Origin of the sequence: Psittacicella hinzii (genome assembly GCF_003585885.1) — a bacterium.
In the GTDB taxonomy this organism is placed as follows: domain Bacteria; phylum Pseudomonadota; class Gammaproteobacteria; order Enterobacterales; family Psittacicellaceae; genus Psittacicella.
Map to the genome: position 1 here is coordinate 26,618 of NZ_NRHC01000016.1, position 19,326 is coordinate 45,943.

Annotated in this window: 14 protein-coding genes; all 14 read right to left on the reverse strand. The window is 33.0% G+C overall.

Translation table 11 applies throughout. From position 1 onward, the window contains the following. Window positions 1-108: 108 nt before the first annotated feature. Window positions 109-2,358: a DNA topoisomerase IV subunit A gene (parC, locus tag CKF54_RS01370; RefSeq protein WP_119524494.1), complete on the reverse strand. Its 2,250-nt coding sequence runs from the start codon at window positions 2,356-2,358 to the stop codon at window positions 109-111. Window positions 2,359-2,363: 5 nt separating this feature from the next. Then, window positions 2,364-4,244, reverse strand: coding sequence for a DNA topoisomerase IV subunit B (gene parE, locus CKF54_RS01375; protein WP_119524495.1), 1,881 nt, complete (start codon window positions 4,242-4,244; stop codon window positions 2,364-2,366). Then, the gene (locus CKF54_RS01380) at window positions 4,241-5,065 is read right to left on the reverse strand and encodes a DNA mismatch repair protein MutH (RefSeq protein ID WP_119524496.1); all 825 of its coding nucleotides are present in this window, start codon (window positions 5,063-5,065) and stop codon (window positions 4,241-4,243) included. The genes parE and CKF54_RS01380 overlap by 4 nt, the downstream gene beginning before the upstream one ends. Further along, on the reverse strand, window positions 5,062-5,934 hold the full coding sequence (lgt, locus tag CKF54_RS01385) for a prolipoprotein diacylglyceryl transferase (protein WP_119524497.1): 873 nt from the start codon (window positions 5,932-5,934) through the stop codon (window positions 5,062-5,064). The genes CKF54_RS01380 and lgt overlap by 4 nt, the downstream gene beginning before the upstream one ends. 42 nt (window positions 5,935-5,976) lie before the next feature. Then, the gene (locus CKF54_RS01390) at window positions 5,977-6,807 is read right to left on the reverse strand and encodes a sulfite exporter TauE/SafE family protein (protein ID WP_119524498.1); all 831 of its coding nucleotides are present in this window, start codon (window positions 6,805-6,807) and stop codon (window positions 5,977-5,979) included. A 3-nt stretch (window positions 6,808-6,810) separates the two neighbouring features. Next, window positions 6,811-7,284, reverse strand: a complete 474-nt coding sequence (locus CKF54_RS01395) for an RNA pyrophosphohydrolase (RefSeq protein WP_119524499.1) — start codon at window positions 7,282-7,284, stop codon at window positions 6,811-6,813. A gap of 82 nt (window positions 7,285-7,366) precedes the next feature. Further along, entirely contained in the window at window positions 7,367-8,305 is a 939-nt protein-coding gene (gene lpxC / locus CKF54_RS01400) for a UDP-3-O-acyl-N-acetylglucosamine deacetylase (RefSeq protein WP_119524500.1), read from the reverse strand. A 152-nt stretch (window positions 8,306-8,457) separates the two neighbouring features. Next, window positions 8,458-10,023 (reverse strand): cell division protein FtsZ, encoded by a 1,566-nt coding sequence (locus CKF54_RS01405; protein ID WP_119524501.1) that lies wholly within the window; start codon window positions 10,021-10,023, stop codon window positions 8,458-8,460. A 144-nt stretch (window positions 10,024-10,167) separates the two neighbouring features. Then, window positions 10,168-11,490 (reverse strand): hypothetical protein, encoded by a 1,323-nt coding sequence (locus CKF54_RS01410; RefSeq protein WP_222987468.1) that lies wholly within the window; start codon window positions 11,488-11,490, stop codon window positions 10,168-10,170. Between the two features lie 276 nt (window positions 11,491-11,766). Further along, entirely contained in the window at window positions 11,767-12,672 is a 906-nt protein-coding gene (locus CKF54_RS01415) for a cell division protein FtsQ/DivIB (RefSeq protein WP_119524503.1), read from the reverse strand. A gap of 24 nt (window positions 12,673-12,696) precedes the next feature. Continuing rightward, window positions 12,697-13,674, reverse strand: coding sequence for a D-alanine--D-alanine ligase (locus CKF54_RS01420; RefSeq protein WP_119524571.1), 978 nt, complete (start codon window positions 13,672-13,674; stop codon window positions 12,697-12,699). A gap of 5 nt (window positions 13,675-13,679) precedes the next feature. Continuing rightward, window positions 13,680-15,074, reverse strand: a complete 1,395-nt coding sequence (gene murC / locus CKF54_RS01425; protein WP_222987473.1) for a UDP-N-acetylmuramate--L-alanine ligase — start codon at window positions 15,072-15,074, stop codon at window positions 13,680-13,682. A gap of 56 nt (window positions 15,075-15,130) precedes the next feature. Next, window positions 15,131-16,378 (reverse strand): undecaprenyldiphospho-muramoylpentapeptide beta-N-acetylglucosaminyltransferase, encoded by a 1,248-nt coding sequence (murG, locus tag CKF54_RS01430; protein WP_119524505.1) that lies wholly within the window; start codon window positions 16,376-16,378, stop codon window positions 15,131-15,133. 126 nt (window positions 16,379-16,504) lie between these two features. Next, a complete protein-coding gene (gene murD / locus CKF54_RS01435; RefSeq protein ID WP_119524506.1) occupies window positions 16,505-19,273 on the reverse strand; it encodes a UDP-N-acetylmuramoyl-L-alanine--D-glutamate ligase in 2,769 nt (922 codons plus the stop codon). Window positions 19,274-19,326 lie beyond the last annotated feature (53 nt).

A 19,326-nucleotide genomic window follows, 5' to 3' on the forward strand; every position in this document is an offset into this window, starting at 1 on the left:
TTATTAAAGGTAAAATTCCTACTACTATAGTAGTGTTATTTTACCTTTAAAGTTTTATTATTTCAGAGATATATTATATAAAAAATCTGACAATGAGGTAAAGCTTAATTATTTCACAGTGATAATGCTATTAGGAGCAACAGAAACTGTTTTCTTACGTCCTTTATAACCACGGCTAGATTTTAAGCTATTTAAATCATTGGCACTGATTGGAATGCTTCGCTTACCACTCTGAATTAAAAGACTAGACTTATTATTTACAATAAATACATGCGCTAAAGAATCATCATCTTCAAACTTAATTAATCTTACCCCAGAGCTTTTACTTCTAGCTGGAATTTCTTTAAGTTCAAATTTTAAAATTCTTCCTTGATTTGAAAGTACTAGACATTCATATTGTCCAACAGGAGCTTCTTCACTATATTCTGTTGGTACAAGAATTGCTGAAAGTAATTCAGTAGTTTCTTCATCAAGACTAAAGATTGCTTTACCGCCTTTATTTTTTGTTTCTAGATTAGCAACAGTAGTTAAGAAACCATTACCATCTGTTGAAGCAAGAAGAACAAATTGCTCTGGACTCGCAGTAAAAACACTTACAAGTTTAGTTTTGTCTTTGAAATTAACTAATTGAGAGATATGAGCTCCAGCACTTCTTAAATTTGGAATTTGATTTGGTTGGATGTTATAAACTCTACCAATTGAATCAAAAACGTATAAAGTATCAGTGCTTAAACATTTAATCTCTTGAGCAAAGCTATCGTTGTTACGATATTGAATATTCTCTAGATTAACCTCGTGACCCTTACCACAGCGGAATAAACCATTTTTAGAGATAACAACTGTAACAGGTTCACTTTCTACTTCAGGCTGAGTAACTACTAATTTTTGTGATTGATACTCAACTAATTTACTTTTACGTTCATTACCAAATTTTGCTTTTGCTTCAATAAGTTCACTTTTGATTTGTTGATCAAAAGCTTTTTTATTTTCTAGAAGATGGTTAATCTGCTTTTGTTGCTTTAATAAACTACTTTTATTCTTACGTAGTTTGTCTTCTTCTAATTTAGCTAACTCGCGTACTCTTAGATCTAAAATTGCCGTAGCTTGTTCTTCTGTTAAAGCAAAAGTTGCAATTAGTTCTTCTTTAGCTTTAGGACTATAGCGAACTATTTCAATTACTTTATCTAAGTTATTGAAAGCAATTAAAAAACCTTCAATACGCATTAGTTTACGAGCAATTATTGTTAATTCATGTTCGTAACGGCGACGTACTATCTCTTTTCTAAAGATTAGCCATTCACTTAAGATTTCAACTAACCCTTTAACTGCAGGTTTATCATTTAAACCTATCATATTTAGATTAACTCGTTGAGTTTTTTCTAAATCAGTTAAGCTACAAAGTTGATTCATTAAGGCATTGACATCAGTTTTATTTCTTTTTAAATAAAGAATAATCTTTAATTCATTTTCCGAAGACTCATCACGGATATCCAAGATATTAGTGATCTTTTTATCTTGGATAAGTTGAGCTATTTTCGGAATTAAATTTGGCGCTGCCTGAGCAGGTAGTTCCGTAATTGTAATTTGCTCTTTTTCAGCGTGCCACACAGCTCGCTGACGAATAGTTCCTCTACCAGTTTTGTAAATCTCATAGAGTTCACTAAAGCTATTGTTAATTTCTGCTCCGGTAGGATAATCTGGACCTTGAATATGCTGCATCACTTCTTCAAGTTCAGCATGAGGTTTATCGATTAGTAAACAACAAGCATCAACTACCTCATTAATATTATGAGGAGGAATGTCTGTTGCCATACCTACAGCAATTCCCGTAGTACCATTAAGAATAATATTAGGAAGAATAGCTGGGAGATAACGAGGTTCCTTTTCATCGCCAGTATAGTTATCCTGAAAATTAACATTACCAGAGTTTAACTCTGTTAGTAAAGCATTGGCATAAGGGCTTAAAAACGCTTCAGTGTAACGCATGGCAGCAAAGCCTTTGGGATCAAATACTTCCCCAAAGTTACCTTGTCCACCAATTAAAGGATAGCGGTATGAAAAGTTTTGCGCCATAATTACAAGTGATTCATAACAAGCAGAATCACCATGTGGGTGGAAACGACCTAAAACTTGACCTACGGTATAAGCTGACTTTTTTTTCTTGTCTTTAGAGTCAATACCTTCAATTGCCATAGTGTAAATAATACGGCGCTGTACAGGTTTTAACCCGTCACCAATGTAAGGTAAAACTCGATCCTTAATCACGTAAGTAGCATAGTTTAAATAAGCTTCTTCGCAATATTGGGCTAAGTCAAACTCTTCTACCCCATCGTAGTTAATATTGTTTTTTGTACTCATATCATTTAACCATCAACTTGAGTAACGTCACCTTTTGTTTCTAACCAGTCACGTCTATCACCAGAACGACGTTTAGCTAAAAGCATATCAACTAACTCTTCTGCTTCCTTGCGTTGGTTATGCCAACGTAACTGTAGTAAGCGTCGATTGTTAGGATTTAAAGTTGTTTCTCTTAGCTGATCTGGGTTCATTTCACCCAATCCTTTAAATCGTGTTATACGAATATTCTTTTTATTTTTATACTGTGCTAGAACTTGATTCTTTTCATCTTCATCTAAAACATAGTGAACATTATTTCCAACATCAATTCTAAATAAAGGTGGAAGAGCAACATAAACATGTCCATGCTCAATTAAAGCAGGGAAATGCTTCATAAATAGAGCACAAATTAGAGTTGCAATATGAGCTCCATCACTATCAGCATCGGCTAGAATACAAATTTTTCCATATCGTAAATTACTTAAATCGTCAGAATCAGGATCTAGACCAATAGCTACAGCAATGTCATGGATTTCATTGTTTTTTAAGACTTGATCAGAGTCTACTTCCCAAGAGTTTAGAATTTTACCTCTTAAAGGAAGAACAGCTTGGTAGTCTTTATCTCTTGCCATACGTGCTGAACCACCTGCAGAGTTCCCCTCAACAATAAAGAGTTCAGTGCGCTCAAGATCAGTTGAGGTACAATCTGTTAATTTTCCTGGAAGACAAGGACCCGAGGTATATTTTTTACGTACGACTTTATTAGCTAGAGCAATACGTTTTTTTGCGCGCTCAATAAAATGCTGTATAAGGTCTTTGGCAAAGTTTGCATTCTCATTTAGCCATTGGCTAAGGTGAGCGTTCACTTCACGAGAAACAAATGAAGTAGCTTCTCTAGAGGTTAACTTTTCTTTTGTTTGCCCTTGGAATTGTGGATCTTTCATTCTTAAAGAAAGAATGTAATTACAATGGCTCCAAATATCATCAGCAACTAAAGTTAATTTCTTTTCTAGAAGATCATGAGCATTAGCAAAAGTTCTTACTGCTTCTAGTAAGCCATCACGTAAACCTTTAACGTGATTACCACCTAGGTTATTTGGAATAAGGTTAGTATAAGACTGATCTACAGCTACAGGCTCGTCAAACATCCAAGCTAAACAGAATTCAAGCTCTTGTTCTGGGTATTTGCTATTAAAGGATAGTACAGGATTAGGTAAGTATTCACTTTCAAGGTGTTCTTGTAAGTATTCAGTCATACCTTGTTCGTATAACCAAGTATTTTCAGTATTATCCTGTTTATTAATAAAATGGATTTTTAATCCTGGAGCTAGAATAGCTTTAGCTTCAAAGATTTTCTTTAAAGCTTTAAGATCAAACTTTTCTGAATCAAAGTACTTTCCATCTACCCAAAATCTAATAGTTGTTCCTGTTTGACTTTTTGGGCATTTGTCAATGACTTTTAAAGGAGCTTCTGGAGCTCCATAATTAAAGCGCATAAAGTGAACTTTGCCATCACGGCAGACAGTTACTTCAAGCTTAGCAGATAAGGCATTTACAACTGTAGAACCTACCCCGTGTAAACCACCTGCGAAATCGTAGTTTTTTCCTCCAAATTTACCACCAGCGTGTAATCTTGTTAATAAGATTTCTACTGCGGAAATTCCTTCTTCAGGATGGATATCTACAGGAATACCACGACCATGGTCTGCTACTTCAACACTATTATCCTCATATAGAGTTATGCTAATTTCTTTACCATAACCATTGATAGCTTCATCGACAGAGTTATCTAAAATCTCTTGTAATAAGTGATTAGGGTTGTCTGTAAAAGTATACATCCCTGGACGCATTTGTACAGGTTCAAGCCCTTTAAGGATAACTATCTGCTCAGCGTTATAGTTTTTCATAGAATTTGATTAATAAAAGATCTTCGTAGGTAAAAAGATAAAGGAGCTAGATTAATTTTAAAACCATCTACATCTTTACTACTTATAGATTGGTTACGGTTAAGTGCTTTGATGCGAACGCAAAGAATATTACCAATATTACCTTTCAATTGTTCGAAATCTTGCAAGGTAATAAAATTCATAATTGTTTGCCAATCTTGTTTTAGAGTTTGTAACTCTTGTATAGTTGGGGACCAAAAGAAAGCTTTTCCTATACGTCTTTGTTTTAAAGGAATACTAGGATCAGCTTCAATTGGTACAAAAAGAATTTTCTTTAGTTTATAAAGTAAATGACTATTTTCCCAACTTTGCATCATATAGCCATTAATCGGTAAGCTTGAGACAAAAATATCATTCTTTGCTTCACCTTTGGCATTAATAGCTAAAGTTTTTAGTTCTACGCCAAGGTTGGCAAAATCTTGAGTTGGTTTAGAACCTGCAACTGCTCCAAGAGCAATCTCGATTAGATTACCAATCCAGCCTCGATTTTCTTGTAAAGTGTAGATCATCTCTACATTATGTCTTGTTGCGACTTCTTCGAGAGTTTTACCACTAATATTATCACAATAGCAGAGTAGTTCTGCTAATGATTTAGGGGCAGGAGAAGGAGTTACCTGTTTAGCAAATAGGCTAGTATGTAACTCTAAATCTAGATTAAACTCTCGTTGCATGAGCTTGCTAGCCTGATGAGCTTTTAAGCTGTTATTTTCTAGTTTATATTGCAGTTTTTCAGTGGAGCTTGCTTGAAATCTACTATCTATTTGCCAGTTGGAATTTTTCATTTAGTTTTAGCTCTTTTCTTACAAGTAAGTACTAAATAAAGACCGATAATAATCATAGGTAAGGTTAGTAATTGTCCTTGAGTAAATGGACCAAGAATATAACCTAATTGCGAATCTGGTTCTCTAAAAAATTCAACAATAAAGCGAGCAATCCCATAACCTAACAGAAATAATCCTGATAATAAGCTTGGAAGATTTAGGCGACGTTTACGAACTAAAAGTAGGATAACTAGTAACACTAGGCCTTCAAGAAGCGCTTCATATAATTGAGATGGATGACGTGGGATATCACCACCTGTCGGGAAAATCATCCCCCAAGGAACATCAGTTTCGCGTCCCCAAAGTTCTCCATTTATGAAGTTTGCACATCTGCCTAATCCCAAAGCTAAAGGTGCTACAGTTGCACCTAAATCAGCATATTGCCAAAATTCTTTATTTTTTCTTGTTTGCCAATATAAAGCAACAATTGCTCCAAATAGTCCTCCATGGAAGGACATTCCTCCTTGATGAATATAAAGAATTTCAATAGGATTTTTTAAGTAAACGCTAGGATTGTAAAAAATCACATAGAATAAACGCCCGCCTATAATAGCAGCGATAAAACAGTTTATAGCTATATCATTAAAGCGCGCTGCAGTTACTCCAGCATTATAAGTGCTAGAGTGTTTATGATCACTTTTTAGAAGAAAATAGTTTAGGAGTAAAGCTCCTCCTAAACCGAAGAGATAAAATAGTCCATACCAACGTACTTCAAAGTTGAAAATACTAAAGGCTACGGGATTAAAATTAGGAAATTCTAAATAAGCTTGCGCTGGTGCGTTAAAGCTAATCCCTAGAATTATAAAAAACAAATAAGCGAATATTTTCATGGTAAAGACTAGAATCAAAATTTAAATGGAGATAAATATTTATTAGCTTATTAATAAATAGCCATCGTATAGCATATCAATTGCCACTAAAATTAAGAAGTAAGCAAAAATGCGTTTTACTTTAGGAGCAGGTAAAACCGATTGTAATTTTACTCCTTGGTGAGCAAAGAATACAGAAGTTACTAAGATAGCAATAAAAGCGATAAAAGAAAAGTAGCCAAAAGTATATGGCACTTGAGTATCAACATTTAAGCCTGCTATAAAATAGGTTAAAAATCCAGAGATAGCTAGAAAAACTCCACAAAAAGATGAGGTTCCTAAAGCTTTCTTAATTGGAAATTTACAAGAGTGGAATAAAGGACCTAAAAATGAGCCACCAGAAATTCCTGCAGTTGCTGAAATTCCTCCAATTGCAGCCCCAGCTAATAATCCTTTTCCTACAGGTAGAGTAGCATTTTGATCTTCTTCAACTTTTGATTTTTTTCTTAACATATTGAGTGAAGAGTAAATTACAACAAAACCAAAGAGGATTTTTAAATATCCTGGGTTAATTGAAGTAACAAACTGTCCAACAATAACAGAAAAGATAATCATCGGTGGGATGATAATTGAAGCTGCTTTAAAGTTAATATTCCCTAATTTATATTGTTTTAAAGAAGCAGTTATTGTGTTGAAGATGATAATTGCAAAACTAGTTTGAATACAGATAGGAAGTAAGTATTCAGGAGAAATAGTAAAGATGTTAGGTAAAGTATAGTTAAGAACTGGAACTATTACTAGACCTCCTCCTAATCCTAACAGTCCAGAACTTAAACCGGCAAAAATACCGGCTAAAAGACAAGTAACTATAAAGGTAATAATTTGTGGATCCATTGTTTAATATTTTGGTTTTCGTTTAAAAACAAAGCGAGAAAATTCTTTTAAAACTTTACGGTAAACTTCTTCTTTAAAGTAAACTACATTACGGATTGGGTACCAGTAAGTTACCCAACTATGAGCAACAAATTCTTTTGCAAAAGAGTAGTCTATTACTGCATTGTTGTCAATTAACTGTACTAAGAACCACTTTTGTTTTGCGCCATTATAATCTTGAAAGTTAAAAGGAAACTTATAAGTTAACCATTTTTTACTCTCTGCAATGATTTTAACTTGATTAGGTTTTATCCCAGTCTCTTCTTCAAGTTCTCTATACATTGCTTGCTCAGGCGTTTCTCCCTCTTCAATTCCTCCTTGAGGAAATTGCCATTGTGGAAATTTAGTTAGTTTACCTAGCCAAAGTTTTTCCTCTTTATTAATAACTATAATACCAACCCCTTGACGAAGGTTTTCTTGAGATTTTTTGTTATTCATTATTTTTAATAAAGAAGTAAGTTGTTAAATATAAATATAGGACTACAGTAAATGCTGTAGTCCAATATTTTGTAAGGTATTCTTAAGCGTGTACTTTGTTGTCTCTAACAACATTTTCACGTAGTTCGGTTTTTTCTTTAACAGATAACCCTTCAAATGTAACTACTTCAAAAGCATTTTCAGCGATTAGCTTACGAACTAATTGATTATTTAAATGGTGACCTGATTTGAAAGCTTTGTAGTTACCAATGATATTGTGACCACAAAGGAATAAGTCGCCGATAGCGTCTAACATTTTGTGACGAACAAATTCATTGTTATAACGTAAACCTTCTTCATTGATAATGCGGTTTTCATCTAAAACAATAGCATTAGCTAAACTACCACCACGGCAAAGACCATTTTGTTGTAAGTACTCAATGTCTTTTAAGAAACCAAAAGTACGACAACGTGATAATTGATTAACAAAGTTGTTAGTCGTTAGATCCATGTTGTAGTGACTTAAATCTTTTGAAAATGCTGGATGGTTAAAATCGATAGTGAAATCTAAATTAAAGATATTACTTTCTGAAGGTAGTAACTCAGCAAATTTATCACCATCTTCTACACGTACTTTTTTGGTGATGCGGAAGAATTGTTTAGGTTGATCTAATTGAATTAAACCAGCATCTTGGAATAGTAAGACAAAAGCAGCTGAAGAACCATCCATAATAGGAACCTCAGGTGAGTTTAATTCAATATAAAGGTTATCGATTCCAAAAGAAGAAATAGCTGCCATTAAGTGTTCAATAGTTTGAATACGAACACCTTCATCTGTAACAATACCTGTACATAAAGTTGTTTCTCTTACTAGGTATGGGTCAGCCTTAACTTCTACTACCGGATTTAAATCAACACGACGGAAGATAATACCTGTATTTGCAGGAGCCGGTAATAATTTTAACATTACATTATTCCCAGAGTGAAGTCCGATACCTGATACTTCAATTGGGTGCTTGATTGTTCTTTGAAAAATAGTCATAGTCTAAAGTTTATAGTTGTTGTTCTGTATTTTTATATGTGTTCTTTTTTTTGTAAGAAGATAAAATAATCTACATTTTATTATAGCAAATTTACAACTAAAAAATCAAAGATAATAAAAAAGTACAGAAGAAACTTCTGTACTTTTTCCAACTATTCATCAATATCTAAATCATCATCTGAGAAAGATAATTTATTTTGTGGCTCTGCTTTTTCTTCTGTAGTAGGTGTAACAAATAAGTTACTACTTTCAGGTAAAGCTGGAGAGCGATATTCTTCTGTTGCTGGAGCACTGCCTTGCTGCGCTGCTTTAATAGCTGCTAAAAATTGTTGCATTGTTGCTTCATCTAAAGAAGAAAGAGAAGCTAATAAATCATTTGAAGCAGTATTTGCTGCAGGAGCTGCAGGTGTTTTTTCAGCAGCTGGAGCTACTTGAGTTTCACCTAAAACTTTAGCACCATTATTTGGTTTAATTGCTAAACCATCATTGCTCTCAACTGAAGATTTAGTGCTTGGTTTGCTACTTGCAACAGGAGTAGGTGTTTGGTAGCTACTTGCTGTTTGCGCAATAGGTTGAGCGTTTTCTTTATTGCTATGCGAACCCATACCAGTAGCAACAATAGTTATATTTAAACGAGGAGTGTTGTCTTCGTTGTCTGGTAATTTGTTATAAGCGAAGATAACTTGAGGTCCATTATTTTGGATTGACTCAATTTTATCATCATCTAAGCTATCAAGATCTTCTAATAGTTCATCAAAGCTTTCTACTTCTTGATCTTTAACGCGAGAGAAGCGAGATACAAACTGATCCATAATTCTTTGGGTAAAGTGACTTGAACACTCTAAAAGAATTAAGAAAGCAGTAGCTTGTTCAATATTAGAACTTGTAATTAATGGTGAAGTTGTAACTTCTTTATAGATATAGTCGATTGTACCTTCTGGATCTTCAGTAATTGAATCTAATCCTTCACCTTCTAAACTACGATATAAGATTTGTGATTTACCACCATTATTTAGGATAGTTTTTAAATCTTCGAAGTCTGTATTAATCGTTGTTGGGTTACGGATAATTTTAATTACGCCAGAAATTGCGTTTGAAAGAATTTTATTAGCTTCATCAAGCCCACGAGTATATTCATAATCAGGATAGAAATCAACAATTTTTTGATTGTCAATCATGATTAATGAATCAGAATGGCGATAAAGATTTTTAATACCGTAATATGCTTCACGCATACGGTTTTCATATTTAAATGGTAAAGTTACTAGTGATACTACAATTGCTCCTGCATTTTTTGCAGCTTCAGCCACAATTGAAGAACCTAAAGTTCCCGTACCACCGCCCATACCGGCTGTAATAAATACTAAGTCAGTACCACTTACAATTTCTGTGATTTCTTGGATAGCTTCTACAGTGGCATTACGTCCAACGTTAATATTAGCCCCTGCACCTTTACCTTTTAGTAAATTTTTACCAAGTACTAATTTATTTTCACACTGTAAGTTATTTAAACAATTCTCATCAGTGTTAAAAATATAGTGAGAAACACTTTTACCTACATTATCCATGTAGCCCGGTTGTTTATAAAGATAGTCAACGGCATTGTTACCAGCTCCACCAACTCCGATAACAATAATTTTTTCTAATTGATCTGTTTCTTTCATTTCTGATTTACCGCCGTTCGCATTCAAAACAGGAAGAACAATGTCATTTTCCATAGATGTTGGACTTGTCGTTTAAATTGATCTATTTTATACGCTAAAAATATTTAATTCTTAGGCTAAAAATAAAATTTACGAAGTAAATAAACTTTTACCCTGTTATTTTACTATATTTCAGATATAAGTTATAAAAATAGTTACTTACATCTTAAAGAATTTTAAAAGAGACTCAAAGAACCCTACTTTTATAGGCTTAGGTCTAGCTAAGTGGAAATTGTAAATTAATCCAAAAGAAGTAGTAAATTGATCTCTAGTCGCTTGATATAGTTTATAGCATTCTCTACCAGCATTATCAACCATAAAATGGCTAAAACTAAAACAGATCCCAGGTCTAAAGTAAACCTTATTGCTTACTTTTAACACTTTGTGCTCAATTTTTAATTGCTCTTCACTAGTGTAATAGATTAGAGTTCTAGATTTTAGATTTGCAGATGGAAGAAAGCTATGTGAGTAATATTGCATCCCTGTAACTAGGTTAAGCGAAGTTTGTTCAAGTTGTTGACCATTGCTAGTTAATTTTTCTTCTTTTTGTTTATTGAAGTACTCAATTTCATTTTCTAGTCTTTCTGAGAAGACTAAAGAAGCAACAGCTGAAACATCTTGTAAATCTGCTCCATACCCCATGATATTTAATTGTACTTTATTAAAAAAGTTTGGGGTAAATCTTAAACCATCACGATCAAGTTCTTTCAATTTGTCATAGCAAAGATGAAAAACTTCTTGTAAAGGTAAAACAATAGACTCTTCAGTATCACTAATGGTAAAGTTTACATTAAATAAAGGAATTCTAAAGTTATGTTTAGATCTAGTAACTAAAAAATTAAATCCACTTAAGCCGTTATAAACAGCTTCAAGAGGTAAAGGTCTTTTTATTTTTGGATTATTATTTATGCTATTAACGATTTCTTTAAAACCTTTTTCTACACTAAGAGACTCAATAAAATAGTCATTTTGATCTTTTATAAAGTTAATCCAAGTAGAGTTATAGCATAAGTTTATATTTATTAAATAAGGTTTATTTACTTGATTCTCATCAACTAGTAAGGTTGTAGCTGCTGTGTCAGCTGTACATTTGAAAATAACCTCATCGCCTAAAATAACATCATCCGCAAAAAAGTAATTTTTAAGAATTTCTTTTAAAATGTGAGTTTGAATTGGAGATTGTTTTCTTAATTCAGAGACAATAATATTGTAAGAGATTCTTTTTACGACTAATTTGTCATCAGCGATATCTAAATTTAAATCTTTAGCTTTTTCTCGATTCTCGATTTTAAGATGGTTATCAAGAAAATCTTGAATATTCTCTACAACTGAGTGAGTAAATAAATCTTTGTTGGTAATATTACCAAAATTAATTCCTTGGAGGATTCCTCTTTTTAAAGCTAAGAGATTTACCGTTTCATTTTCAACATATCCAGCAGCTAAATTGATTTCAGAAGAGTCAATATGGATTGATAAAATCAAGTTCTTTGCTTTATTTTTTGCCACAATTCAAAGGGATATTTGCTAATGAGTGTAACAGCTAAAATCAATAAAAATTTTTTAAGATTTAGCTCAAAAACTAAGTAAATAAAAAAATTAACTTAATTAAATTAAATAAATTTAAAAAGTTAGAAAAATACTACTATCATTTTACAACATTTATGACTATTAACTATTACTTTTTGTCAAAAATGTGCATAAATTCCCATTTTAATCATAAAAAAGGTAGGTTTTATAAAAAATAACCTACCTTTTTTACTAATTTAAGTCATCTTTGTAGTCGCCTTTTACAGGTTCAGAAGTAAAGTTAGCATTATAAAGATTCTCCCCACCCTTACCAGGTATTAAACTAGAGATAAGAGAAGTCTTAGCTTGACCTTCAGGGATAAACTTTATTGATACTCCATTGTTGTAACGAAGATCTACATAGCTAACTAGATATCCTTGTGGAACTTTTATTTGCTCTGCAGCTAATAAAAAGCGACGGATGCTTGCATTGATATCAATAGAATCAAGATTTAAGAGAATTCCATTGCTTAGTAGAATTTGCCAAGCATCAGAGGAATCAACCCTGATCTCTTTGATTTGTAAATTAGAGTTTTCTAAGTCGTCTTTAATTTGATACCAATAATTTAATGCAGTTTGGATGTAATACTCATTGGAAATTAAAATAGGGATACCCTCTTGAATTTTATCAGTATTTAAATCTAAAGACTGCATTGTGGTATTTTTATTTTCTAACTCAGAGTTAACTTCTTGTTGCTTGGGGCTAAAGAATAATTTTCCTTTATCAGTAATATAGCCAACTTTTAAACCATCTGTCCAAATAGCATAGGGTTTATACTCAACTAGACGTATATTTACTGTTTGAGGCCACACCTTGTTTACTAAAATAAAATCAATCCAAGAGTATTTTTTCAAAGTGTCTACTAAATTTTTTGTATTAAATTTAAAGTATCCTTTGTCCTCATTATCAGAACTATTTATAGCCTTTAAAATATCCTCTGATTCAGTAAATTGCAAATTATTGTTAATTTGAAATTTATTCATTGGATTGGTAGCAAAGAAAGAGCTAACTCGACTACTTTGCGTTACTAAAATACCTAAAGCTAATAAGAGTAAAAGACTTAGATAAAATAGTTTTGATTTTAATAAACTTCTCATGGTATACCAAAATTATTCTATTTCTTAACCAAGTTCAACGTCATTAATTGCATTTAGAAGAACATGTAAACAAAGATCTTGATAACTCATTCCGCAGTGTTTAGCTGCCATAGGGAAAAGACTATACTCTGTCATTCCTGGATTAGTATTAACTTCTAAAGCATAGAACTCACCTTTGTCATTACTTAAAATATCAACACGACACCAGCTATTAATACCAATAGTTTTAGCAGCTTGCTCTGCAAGAGCAAGAATTTGTTTAGTTTGTTCTGCAGTTAAGTTTGCAGGACACTCATAACGAGTAGAATGGTCAATATACTTAGATTGATAATCGTAGAATTCGTATTTTGAATCAATAATAATTTGAATAGCAGCTAAAGCTTTACCATTTAATACAGGTACAGAATATTCACCGCCATTAATATATTGTTCAATAATAACATCTTTATCAATTTTTGCAGCAACTTCTAACGCTTTGTATAGGCTATCACGATCCTTAACTTTGCTAATACCAATTGAAGAACCTTCAAGATTCGGTTTGACAAAGAGAGGTAGACCTAATTCTGCAATAATATGATCAATATCTAATGTTTCTCTTGAATCTAAAATTTCGTGAGATTTTAGAGAGATAGATTTTGGTGTTGAAACGTTGCTTTGTAACCAGATCTTTTTGGTAAAAAGTTTATTTAAAGTTAAAGCTGATTGTAAGACACGACAACCAGTATATTTGATTCCTAAAACATCTAAGAACCCTTGAATTTGTCCGTCTTCACCAAATCTACCATGTAAAGTATTGAAAACTAAGTTAACACCTAGCTCTTTTAATTTACTTAAATCTTCATTTTTAGGATCAAATAAGATAACATCTAAATTTAGAGAGCTAGACTTTAAAGCATCATAAATGCACTTACCAGAGTTTAAAGAAACTTCTCTTTCATTTGAAGTGCCACCACATAGAACGGCAATTTTATAATTTTTTAAATCTTCCAGAGTATATTGCATAATAATTAACCCAATTTTTTCCAACCTGAATTAGCTAAAGCTGTATGTACTTTACGAGAAACAGATCCAGCTCCTTGTGAGAAAACTACATCATTATCATGAAGTAGAAGATTTAAAGTTTGGGTTAAATCATTGTTACCTATAGCAATACAATCTTTCCCAAGTTTACGAATTTCATGTGATAAGCTTTGAGAATCAGCACCAACTATTGGTTCTTCGCCTGCCGGATACACATCTAAAAGGATTATTTGATCCGCTTTACTTAAAGCTAAAACAAAATCATCAAATAAATTAATCGTACGAGAATATCTATGCGGCTCAAAAAGCATAACTAAACGACGATCAGGGAAGTTTTCTCTTGCAGTCGCAATAGTTGCTTCTAACTCTGTAGGGTGATGTCCATAGTCATCAATAAATAACGCTTTGCGCTTCTCGTCAATTTGGTATTCACCAATTTTATCAAAACGTCTACCAGCACCGGTAAAAGCTTTTAAGCCGTCTTTGATTTTTTCTAAAGGTAAGCCTTCGTGTAAAGCAACAACTAAAGCTGCAGTTGCATTAGAAGCATTGTGTTTTCCTGAAACAGAGAGTTCTAGATCTAGAACTTCTTGCTCAGGGGTCAGTACTGAGAACTTACATTTAAATACACCTGGAGTATAAGAGATAATGCGATAATCAGCCCCCTCATGGTATCCGTAAGTTATAGTTTTACGGCTAATACGAGGGATAATATCTCTAATAACAGGAGAGTCATAACAAACTACGGCTGTGCCATAAAATGGAATGTTGTGTAAGAAGTTAATGTAAGTATCGACCATACGGTTAAAGTCACCATTGTAAGTTTCCATATGATCTTTTTCAATATTTAGAATAACTGATACAAAAGGAGTTAAATGTAAAAAGGAAGCGTCAGATTCATCTGCTTCGGCAATTAAGTATTCCCCTTTACCTAAGTGAGCATTACTTCCTGCGCTTTTTACAATTCCACCATTGATAAATGTAGGGTCTACACCTGCATGGGTGAAAACTGTAGCTAACATTGCAGTTGTTGTAGTTTTACCATGAGTACCAGCCACAGTAATACCATGTCTAAATCTCATGATTTCAGCAAGCATTTGCGCACGACGAATAATTGGTATACCTTTACGGCGAGCCGCAATTATTTCAGGGTTAGACTCTTTAATTGCAGAAGAGACTACAATAAAAGCAGCCTGTTCTACATTCTCTTCTTTGTGCTCTGGGTAGATAATAATCCCCATTGCTTTAAGATTATCAATAGTAGGTCCTTTACCTATATCAGAACCTGAAACTTGGTAGCCAAGATTATTTAATACTTGGGCAATACCAGACATACCTACGCCACCAATACCAATAAAGTGGATATACCCATCGATTTTCATACGTTTTCTTTGGGTAGTAGCGTTTTGATTAATAAATTGGTTATTCATATAGCTGATTAAAAATAAGTTTTTATGAATGCAGTAATTTTATCTGTAGCTTGTGGAGTTGCTAAAGTAGTTTGTTTTTTAGCCATTAGGTAAAGCTTGTTGTAATTTAAGGTTAACAGATTTTCTACAAGTGTTTGCGAGTTAAAATCTTTATTTAAAATTACACGAGCAGCCTGTTGGTCGACTAGGTATTTAGCATTAAGAAGTTGTTGTTGGTCTTTATGATGAGCTAAAGGGACAAAGATAACTGGACGATTACAGCTAGCAATCTCAAATACAGTCATAGAACCAGAACGACAAATGATTAGATCACTAGCTAAGTATCTTTCTATCATATTGTCAATAAATTCAATTGGTGTAAAACTACTTGCAACTTTGTCTAGTTCTAAGTTTTTTGCTAATTGTTCTACATTAGCTAAGTTATTTTTACCAACCTGCTGTACAAGATCTACATAAATATCTTTTTCAGCTAGGAGTTTAACAGCTGGAGCAAGGTTTTCATTAAGGATACGAGCACCTATTGATCCACCAACTGCAAAGATATTAAGTTTTTGTTTTTGAAAGCTTAAATGATCAAAGTCTTTTTGTTCATTGCTATCTAAAAGACTATATAACTTAGAAAAGTTTTCTTCGTTATATTCTAGATCTTGGGTAAATTCTTTATCTAAATTAGCTAAATAGTTTTTAAGTTCAATGAACTCATTTTTAGCTTTTTCTAAAAGAGGGCGAAGGTTATCTTCGCTATTTACCTTTTGGAAGTCTTCTCTTAGAGGTTGACCAACAATATATTCTGGTTTTTTAGCTTGTGGTAATGGGTAGGCAAATAGTGTTAAATTTGCAAATTTCATTAAAATTTTATTAGTTAGACCTATTACTCCATTGTTCTCTAAAACAATTAGAGGAATGCCTAATAATTTTGCTGCAATCCCAACTGGACCGCACACATATCCTCCAAAACTTACCACTACGTTTGGACGGATCTCTTTAAGGATTTTTATAGAATCTTTTACTGCTTTGAGTGAAGTAAATGGTGCTTTTAACCAAGCTTTTAATCCACGCGATACTATACCTTCAATTTTGATAGTATGAAGAGGGTAGCCATATTTTGGCACTATATCATTTTCCATGCGATCGGAAGTTCCAACCCATGAAATGTCAACGTTTTCAGCAGATAATTTTTGGGCAACAGCAAGAGCTGGGAAGATATGCCCTCCTGTACCCCCAGCAACTATAAGAACTTTTTTCTTTGTTGTCATAGTCTAAAAAATAGATTTTGATGAATTTATTTACAGGTCTATAGTATATTACAAATTTGCAGTTCTTTCTGTACTTATCGGAATAAATGGCTTAAATAATTCATAAAAAGTAAACCATGACTAAAGTCATGGTTTACTTTTACGTGCTTTTTTAAGGTGCTTGAATTTTTTATCTTTAGAGAATTTTTCCGCGAGGAAATTGAAAAAGCTTAAGACTATATCTTGAGAACGTCCCTCTTTAAAGGTATGTCCATTCGCGATAAGTCGGTTTTCATAGTCAACACGCATGGTTATACCTAAAGCGGTAAAAGTCACTAGGTATGACGATCCACCGTAAGATATTAATGGGTGGGTACTACCATCTGTTGGTAGAAAAGCTACGGTCATGCCTAAGTTATATAACGATTGATATGCTAACCACAGTACAAAGGTAAAAACTAAAATAGCTTGGAAAGGTCTTTTATAGATAAAGAATGTTTGATGAGAAATTTTGAACATTCTTAAGAAAAGTAAGATTTCAAGCGTAACTAAAATAATTATACCTATGTAACCAAATTCTTCTCCAAAGATTGCTAATATGTAGTCCGTATTTGCTTCTGTTAGATACCCAGATTTAAAAATAGAATTTCCAAGTCCAACTCCCCAAAATCCTCCATGAGAGAATGCAGAGATAGAGTTAATAACTTGATATGATTTTCCATAAGGATCTGAATAAGGATCTAAGAAACCTGTAATACGATTCATTAAGTAGGCTTTATTAGTAACGAAGATTACTAATAAAATTACCATTACTATAATAAATGGAGCTGCTCGGTAAGTTAGGGTCTTTAAGTTAGGGGTAATGTAAATTATAGTAATTGTACTAATAACACCTAACATTAAAGTCGAACCAAAGTCAGGTTGAAGTAAAAGCAAAATAGACATTATTGCTAAAAAGCAAGTAAAGCCTAGCATATCTATGAGCTTAAAATTCCTATCTTGCGAAATTGCAACTAAATAGTGAGATAAGTAGATAAATGTACAAAGTTTTGCTAATTCCACAGGCTGGAACGTAAAACCCATGATACTTATCCATCGTTGAGCACCATTAAGGGAATGCCCAAAAGTGTGTACAAAGAGGAGTGCTCCAATTGTCCCTATAGACATAAGCGGTAGTAAAGTTCGCCATAATGACGAGTTTATACACAAGGAGGTCAAGAAGGCACCAACCCCAATAACCATTAGTAAGGCTTGCTTAGGATTAAATATAGCACCAGTTTGCTTTACTGTCATATAAGTAGAAGCTGAGAATACCGTAATAATACCTAAGCCAAAGATAGAGAATATTAAAGCTAAAAGATAGCCATCATAAAGCTTAATATCATATGGCTCTTTATGATTTTTTTCACCTAGATAGATTAATTTATGAATAAATGATTGGGCAGTATTTAGAGTTTTAACTCCAATACGCTTAAATCTACTAGGTTTTTGATACTTTTTTGCAATTTCAGTAAAAACCTGCCCTCTGTGTTCGTAGTTTTTAAATTGATCTAGACTAGCACAACCTGGACTTAAAAGTACAACATCGTTACTTTTAAGTTGAGGAGCAATATGGTTCATTACTTGCTCTAAAGTACCCTCTTTAAAAACTTGTGCGTTAGAAGCGCATTTTGCAACTTCTTCAGCATCACGTCCATAGCAAAGTACTTCAATATTTTTAATTTTAGCTACAGCTGGAGCCAGCTCACTAAAATCTTGTTTTTTCCCTTCTCCACCCATGAGAAGATAAAGCTTACCATTTTCATGCAGATCAATAGATCTTAGTGCAGACTCAACTGAACCTATGTTAGTTGCTTTACTGTCATTAATAAAGCGTACTCCATTGTTAGCTGTGTGCACAAGTTCAAATCTATGTGGTAATCCTTTAAAACTTTTTGCAGCTTCAAAGATTAATTTATCTTGTTGCTCTGAATGACCTTGTAAGGTTAAACGTACTAAAGCTATAGCAGCTAGGATATTCTCATAATTATGTAATCCCTGTAATTGGAAATCTTTAACAGGAATTGAAACATATGATATCGAACTAGCATTACCGTAAAGAGCAGGAATGTTTAATGTTTTCTTTTTAGGATCATAAAAATATGAAGCTGGGTTATTTACTGGATCAGAAGTAAATGCGGTCATGTGTTTTTTAGCATTTTCATTTCCAGGCCATGTATTCTGGTCTATTTTGTTATATAGCAGACTTTGACTTAAGTCGTATATGTGGTGCTTAGCTTCAGAATACTCTTTAAAGCTTTCATATCTATCTAAGTGATCCGGTGTTATATTTAAAATAGTACCGACACGAAGCTTTAAGTTTTTCGTGGTTTCTAGTTGGTAGCTCGAAAGTTCTAAAACATAGTAGTTAAATGTTTCACTTAAAGTAGACATGATAGGAATGCCTACATTACCAGCCATTGCAACATTGTAACCTAAGTGTTTTAAAATATGAGTAGTAAGCTCTGTAACGGTAGTTTTACCGTTAGATCCTGTAATCCCAATAACAGGGGCATTACGAAAGATTGGATCTTTTGACTCATTTTTTACACGTGCAAATAGCTCAATATCACCAATTACTTTAACTCCTTTTTCTAAGGCTAGAGTAAATGCTTGATGATTTTTTGGAATACCTGGAGAAACAATTAAAAAGTTCTGCTGCGCTAGTATTTCAGGAGTGTTTAATGGATATAAACTAACACTACTGTTAATTGATTGTAAAATAGATATTAATTCAAAATCAGGTTTGTCATCAAATAATGTAATTTGATATTGATTGTGATCTTGATTAGTAAGTAGAAACTTAGCTGTTTCAAAACCTGATTTTTTTACCCCAACAATACCTATATTAATTTTACGTGATATTTGTAAGGACATAAGGATACGGTTGAAAAAGTAGAGACATAAATAAAAGACTAAATAAAATTATT

Coding starts and splice junctions, on each gene's coding strand:
- parC (WP_119524494.1), bottom strand. CDS start 2,358: ATGAGTACAAAAAACAATATTAACTACGATGGGGTAGAAGAGTTTGAC.
- parE (WP_119524495.1), bottom strand. CDS start 4,244: ATGAAAAACTATAACGCTGAGCAGATAGTTATCCTTAAAGGGCTTGAA.
- CKF54_RS01380 (WP_119524496.1), bottom strand. CDS start 5,065: ATGAAAAATTCCAACTGGCAAATAGATAGTAGATTTCAAGCAAGCTCC.
- lgt (WP_119524497.1), bottom strand. CDS start 5,934: ATGAAAATATTCGCTTATTTGTTTTTTATAATTCTAGGGATTAGCTTT.
- CKF54_RS01390 (WP_119524498.1), bottom strand. CDS start 6,807: ATGGATCCACAAATTATTACCTTTATAGTTACTTGTCTTTTAGCCGGT.
- CKF54_RS01395 (WP_119524499.1), bottom strand. CDS start 7,284: ATGAATAACAAAAAATCTCAAGAAAACCTTCGTCAAGGGGTTGGTATT.
- lpxC (WP_119524500.1), bottom strand. CDS start 8,305: ATGACTATTTTTCAAAGAACAATCAAGCACCCAATTGAAGTATCAGGT.
- CKF54_RS01405 (WP_119524501.1), bottom strand. CDS start 10,023: ATGGAAAATGACATTGTTCTTCCTGTTTTGAATGCGAACGGCGGTAAA.
- CKF54_RS01415 (WP_119524503.1), bottom strand. CDS start 12,672: ATGAGAAGTTTATTAAAATCAAAACTATTTTATCTAAGTCTTTTACTC.
- CKF54_RS01420 (WP_119524571.1), bottom strand. CDS start 13,674: ATGCAATATACTCTGGAAGATTTAAAAAATTATAAAATTGCCGTTCTA.
- murC (WP_222987473.1), bottom strand. CDS start 15,074: ATGAAAATCGATGGGTATATCCACTTTATTGGTATTGGTGGCGTAGGT.
- murG (WP_119524505.1), bottom strand. CDS start 16,378: ATGACAACAAAGAAAAAAGTTCTTATAGTTGCTGGGGGTACAGGAGGG.
- murD (WP_119524506.1), bottom strand. CDS start 19,273: ATGTCCTTACAAATATCACGTAAAATTAATATAGGTATTGTTGGGGTA.